The organism is Sandarakinorhabdus sp., from assembly GCF_032115815.1.
GTDB lineage: Bacteria > Pseudomonadota > Alphaproteobacteria > Sphingomonadales > Sphingomonadaceae > Sandarakinorhabdus.
Map to the genome: position 1 here is coordinate 1 of NZ_JAUMBI010000279.1, position 5,405 is coordinate 5,405.

Annotated in this window: 6 protein-coding genes; all 6 read left to right on the forward strand. The window is 63.5% G+C overall.

Features of this window, described 5'->3' with window-relative positions:
- Positions 1-661, forward strand: a 661-nt coding sequence (locus RT662_RS16135) for a CoA transferase (RefSeq protein ID WP_313671713.1), incomplete at its 5' end; no start/stop codon positions are given.
- Between the two features lie 36 nt (positions 662-697).
- On the forward strand, positions 698-1,498 hold the full coding sequence (locus RT662_RS16140; protein ID WP_313671714.1) for an IclR family transcriptional regulator C-terminal domain-containing protein: 801 nt from the start codon (positions 698-700) through the stop codon (positions 1,496-1,498).
- Between the two features lie 307 nt (positions 1,499-1,805).
- Positions 1,806-4,007 carry a TonB-dependent receptor gene (locus RT662_RS16145; protein ID WP_313671715.1) on the forward strand — a complete coding sequence of 734 codons (2,202 nt, stop codon included), beginning with the start codon at positions 1,806-1,808 and terminating at the stop codon, positions 4,005-4,007.
- A gap of 16 nt (positions 4,008-4,023) precedes the next feature.
- Positions 4,024-4,626: an NAD(P)H:quinone oxidoreductase gene (wrbA, locus tag RT662_RS16150; RefSeq protein ID WP_313671716.1), complete on the forward strand. Its 603-nt coding sequence runs from the start codon at positions 4,024-4,026 to the stop codon at positions 4,624-4,626.
- A 28-nt stretch (positions 4,627-4,654) separates the two neighbouring features.
- Positions 4,655-5,206, forward strand: a complete 552-nt coding sequence (locus RT662_RS16155) for a VOC family protein (protein WP_040605323.1) — start codon at positions 4,655-4,657, stop codon at positions 5,204-5,206.
- The coding region (locus RT662_RS16160; RefSeq protein ID WP_409530181.1) for an alpha/beta fold hydrolase at positions 5,203-5,405 on the forward strand (203 nt) is incomplete at its 3' end. The genes RT662_RS16155 and RT662_RS16160, both read left to right, overlap by 4 nt.

A 5,405-nucleotide genomic window follows, 5' to 3' on the forward strand; every position in this document is an offset into this window, starting at 1 on the left:
CCCGGCCATTGGCGACATGATGACCGGCTTCTACACGGCGCAGGGCGTGCTCGCCGCGCTGCTGCAGCGGGCCACGACAGGGCAGGGACGCTTGGTGGAAACCTCGATGTTCGAAGCCATGGCGCACTTCAACCTTGATGATTTCACGCATCTTTTTGCCGCCGATCAGGTGATGGATGCCTACAGCCGGCCCCATGTGTCGCAATCCTATGTGTTCCAGTGCAGCGATGGCCTGTGGTTGGCCCTGCACATGAGCAGCCCGCCCAAGTTCTGGGAAAATCTCGCCGAAGCCGTGGGCCAGCCCGACATGCTGAAACTGCCGGCCTTTGCCGATCGCAACGCCCGCATTGCCCATTATGAAGACGTGGTGGCGCACCTGGCGCCGGTGTTTGCCAGCCGCCCGCGCGCTGAATGGCTGGCCACGCTGCGCCGCCTGGAAGTGCCATCGGCCGCGGTCGCCACCAGCGTGGAAGTGCTGCAGGACGAGCAGGCCAAGCATCTGCAGCTGGAAGTGTTCGCCCCCGGCCCGATGGGCGAGTTCCGCACCATCCGCTCGCCGATCAGCTTCGATGGCCAGCGCAGCCTTGTGGTCACCGCGCCGCCGCTGCTGGGTCAGGATAATGACGCCATCCTTGGCCGCCACGCCGAAGCGGCTGAATAGTTGACCGGGCGGGCGAATCCCGGCCTAACCAAGCCCATGACCGCCGAGAAGGATCCCGAGTATCTTTCGACCCTGGAACGGGGCCTGAAAGTGCTGCGCGCCTTTGATGCGACCCGGCCGGAAATGGCGCTTTCGGAGGTGGCGGCGGCGACCGATCTTTCCCCTGCCGTGGCAAGGCGCTGCCTCAACACATTGGTTGCGCTGGGGTATATCCGCCAGGATGGCCGGCGTTTCCTGCTGACGCCCGAGGTGCTGACCTTCGGTTCGGCCTATCTCTCCTCGATGAACATCGAAACCATCGCGGTGCCGCCGTTGCAGGCGCTGGGCCAGGCCACCGGCGATTCGGTCAGCCTTGCCGTGCGGTCGGGCCGCGAGATCCTCTATGTCTGCCACATCCCGTCCAACCGGCGCATTCGCCTGGGCGCTGGCGTGGGCACGCGCTTTCCGCTGAATGCCACTTCGATGGGCAAGGTCATCATTGCCTTTCAAGGCGATGCCGCGATTGATGCCTATCTTGCCGGCGGCCCGCTGCCGCGGCTGACGGAGCGCACCATCACGGATCCGGAGGCGTTCCGCGCCCGGCTGCAGACCATCCGCGAACGCCGGTATGACAGCGCGCTCGATGAACTGGATTATGGCATCGTCTCGGTGGCGGTGCCGCTGTTCGACGCCGCCGGCCAGGTGGTGGGTGCCATCAACTGTTCCACCAGCACCACCCGCATCAGTCAGGATGAACTGGTGCGCACCCGGCTGCCGCTGCTGGCCGATGCAGCAGGTACCATCTCCAGCGAGCTGCGACGTTTCCCCCAATTGGCACGGTCGCTTTCCGGCAGTTGATGCGCGAATGCCGCCGGGCGCTGTTCGGCTGCTGCCGGCCAGTACCGGTGTGCTGCCGGCCTGTTCCGGTGTGCTGGCGGGCGCTGGCGGCATGCTGGCGGCCGGGTCCGGCGCGATGTTTCGCACCGTTGCCGCCGCGCCACAGCGGCCAACTGCCGCGCTGAGTTTCGCATATCGAACTTGACTTCGCATGGCGAAGGGCTAAGCGCCGATCAGGTCAACAGTCTGCCGGAACTTTTTCCCCGGCAGCGCCAGGCGGCAGCGGCGGCAAACAGCCGTGGCCGTCACTTCAGGGGAGGCAGTTTCCATGCAGATCAATTTCGCCCGCCGTACCGTTCGCCTGTTGGCTGGTTCGGCTCTCGCGCTCGTGGCCGTTCCGTCGTTTGCTCAGGCGGCTGCTGCCCCGGCAGACAGTGGCGAGATCATCGTCACCGCCACGCGCCGCGCCGATACGGTGCAGAACACGCCCGCCGCCATCACCGCTTTCAATGCTGCTGCCATCACCTCGGCCGGCATCGAGCGTCCGGGTGACTTCATCGGGCTGACCAGCAACGTCAACCTGGTCGAGACCCAGAACGCCGGCAACGCCTTCGTCATCATCCGCGGCATCACCCAGGCCCGCAACAGCGAGCCGAGCGTGGCCGTGATCGTGGACGGCATCCAGCAGGTGAACCCGGCCCAGTTCAACCAGGAACTGTTCGATATCGAGCAGATCGAAGTGCTCAAGGGCCCGCAGGGCGGCCTTTATGGCCGTAACGCCATCGGCGGCGCCATCATCATCAAGTCCAAGGCGCCCACCGACGAACTGTCGGGCAAGATCACCGGCGGTGTGGACAATGGCTTCGGCTATTATGTGCGCGGCAACGTGTCGGGGCCCATTGCGGAGAATTTGAAGTTCCGCCTGTCGGGCAGCTGGTACGATACCGATGGTTTCATCCAGAACACCTTCCTGAATGAGAAGGCCGATCCGATCAAGGATCTGAACCTGCGCGGCAACCTGCTGTGGACCCCGGCGGAAGGCCTGGATGTCGATCTGCGCGTTGCCTATTCGAACCTGCAGACCCAGGCGCTGTATTTCAACATCGTGGGTGATGTGAACGACACCAGCCTGCCGGTGCAGGTGAACAACCGCGGCCAGAACGACCGCGAAATGTGGAACGCCGCCCTGAAGGTTCGTTACAGCGGCGATTGGGGCAGCGTGCAGAACGTGTTCAGCTATGATCGGCTGACCGAAGTGCTGACCGGCGACGCCTTTGACTTCAAGCCGATCAAGCAGAGCTTCTTCTTCAATCTGTTCGAAGGCATTTTCGGGCCCGGCAAGGGGTTCGATCTCAACCAGAGCCAGTTCCTGGAAGTCGATGCCTGGTCCAACGAGCTGCGCTATGAATCGCCGGCCGACAAGCCGGTGCAGGTTACGCTGGGCACCTACATGGTCGGCACCAAGCGCTACATCTCCACCGGCAACATGATCGATACCAATGCCGGCGTGTTCCCGGTGTTCAAGACGCCGAGCACCAATCCGCTCAACCCGCAGTTCAGCTTCCTGGCTGACAGCCAGGACAATTTTGCCTGGGCGGTGTTCGGCAACACCAGCTGGAAGGTGAACGATCAACTGCGCGTGGATGCCTCGCTGCGCTATGACCGCGACGATCGCGCCAACACCACGCTGACACCCACCGCTTTCCTGCCCAACGTGCCCGGCTTCCCGCAGGGTCGCACCGGCGAGCTGCGCAAGCGCAGCTTCCAGTCGTGGCAGCCGAAGGTGACGATCACCTACAAGCCGGTGGACAATGTCACGCTTTATGGTGGCTGGAGCCGCGGTTTCCGTTCGGGCGGCTTCAACCAGACCGGCGTGGGCGGTGTTGCCGCCAGCAACGGCATCGTGGGCGTGAACGATGTGTTCAACGCCGAAGTGGCCGAAACCTTTGAAGTGGGTCTGAAGACGCAGACGGACGACCGCCTGCTGACCTTCAACACCGCGGCCTTCACCACGCGCACGCAAAACAGCTATTTCTTCGTGTTCCTGGCCGCCAACTCGACGCAGAACCTCGGCAACGTCCCGCTGGCGCAGATCAAGGGCTTTGAAGCCGATCTGACCCTGCGTCCGACCAAGGGCCTCGATATCAATTTCGGCCTGGGTTACACCGACAGCGACATCAAGCAGTTCTCGGATGCGCGCCGCATCGGCAACGAACTGCCGCTGATCAGCCGCTACACGCTCAACGCCGGCATCAACTATGTGACGCCGATCAGCGACGATCTCGATCTCAACGCCCGCGTTGATTATCGCCGCACCGGCCGCACCTGGTGGGATGTCGAAAACTCCACCAGCCGCAACCCGGTGAACATCGTTGATGCCCGTCTGGGCGTGTCGAACAAGCGCTGGAGCGTCACGGCGTTCAGCCAGAATTTGTTCAACGAAATCTACAACGCTGAATTCTCGCCGGGTGGTTTCGTGTTCAAGGCCCGTCCGCGCCGCTATGGCGTCGAAGCCAGCTTCAACTTCTGATCTGAAAGGCACCCCCATGGCCCGCGTTCTCGTTCTCTATTATTCCTCGTGGGGCCATGTGGAGACCATGGCCAATGCCGTGGCCGAGGGCGCAGCCAGTGTGGACGGCGTGGAAGCAGTGGTGAAGCGGGTACCGGAACTGGTGCCCGCCGATACCGCCGCGGCCTTTTACTACAAGACCGAGCAGGGCGCCCCGATCGCCGATCCGAACGAGCTGGCCGATTATGATGCGATCATCATCGGAACGCCCACCCGGTTCGGCAACATGGCCGCCCAGATGCGCAACTTCCTCGATCAGACCGGCGGCCTGTGGGCCAAGGGTGCGCTGATCGGCAAGCTGGGCGGTGCGTTCGTTTCGACCGCCAGCCAGCACGGCGGCCAGGAAACCACGCTGACCAGCATCCACACCACGCTGCTGCACCATGGCATGATCATCGTGGGCCTGCCCTACAGCTTTGCCGGCAACACGATCATGACGGAAATCAGCGGTGGCACGCCCTATGGCGCCTCCACGCTGGCCGCCGGTGATGGCAGCCGCCAGCCCAGCGCCAACGAGCTGGACGGCGCCCGTTTCCAGGGCAAGCACACCGCCGAGATTGCGAAAAAGCTGTTTGGTTGAGTATCCTTTCGGGGAGAAGGAGAGCATCATGACCATGACCCGTCGTCCGAACCGCCTGCATCACACCGCTTATGTGACCAAGGATCTGGAAGCCACGCGCGCCTTTTACGAGGACGTGATCGGCCTGCCGATGATTGCCACCTGGACGGAAGCCGACGAGCTGTTCGGCAAGATGCGCACCTATTGCCACGTGTTCTTCGAACTGGCCGATGGTTCGGCGCTGGCCTTCTTCCAGTTTGCCGATGCCGATGATCAGGCCGAATTCGGCCCGGAAATCCCGTCGAGCCCGTTCATCCACATCGCCCTGCATGTGGACAAGGCCACCCAGGACGAGATCGCCGCGCGCGTTGCCGCCGCTGGCATCACCGAGCCGCAGACCTATGTGCTGGAACATGGCTATTGCCGCTCGCTCTATGTGACCGATCCCAACGGCATGATCGTGGAATTCACCCATGATCTGGCCGAAGCGCTGGATCCGGCGCTGGATGCAACGCGCCGCGCCAACGCCCGTGCCGAACTGAAGCGCTGGCTTGCCGGCGATCACACCAACAACAACAATTTCCGTCGCGAAGCGGCGTGACCGGCTTGGCGCTGTCCGCTCGGGTGGATGGCGCCTTTGCCGCCGGGAGGGTCCACCGCGTTGCGGTGCCCGGCGGCGACCTTGTAATTGAGGTGGCAGGGCAGGGGCCTGCGATCCTCCTCTGGCATGGCTGGACGCTGGACCGGCTGCAGTGGCGCGGGCAGGCGCCGCTGACCGAACGGTTCACATTGGTGGCGGT

Excerpts from the sequence above, each read along its gene's own strand:
- RT662_RS16140 (WP_313671714.1), top strand. The coding sequence starts at position 698 with ATGACCGCCGAGAAGGATCCCGAGTATCTTTCGACCCTGGAACGGGGC.
- RT662_RS16145 (WP_313671715.1), top strand. The coding sequence starts at position 1,806 with ATGCAGATCAATTTCGCCCGCCGTACCGTTCGCCTGTTGGCTGGTTCG.
- wrbA (WP_313671716.1), top strand. The coding sequence starts at position 4,024 with ATGGCCCGCGTTCTCGTTCTCTATTATTCCTCGTGGGGCCATGTGGAG.
- RT662_RS16155 (WP_040605323.1), top strand. The coding sequence starts at position 4,655 with ATGACCATGACCCGTCGTCCGAACCGCCTGCATCACACCGCTTATGTG.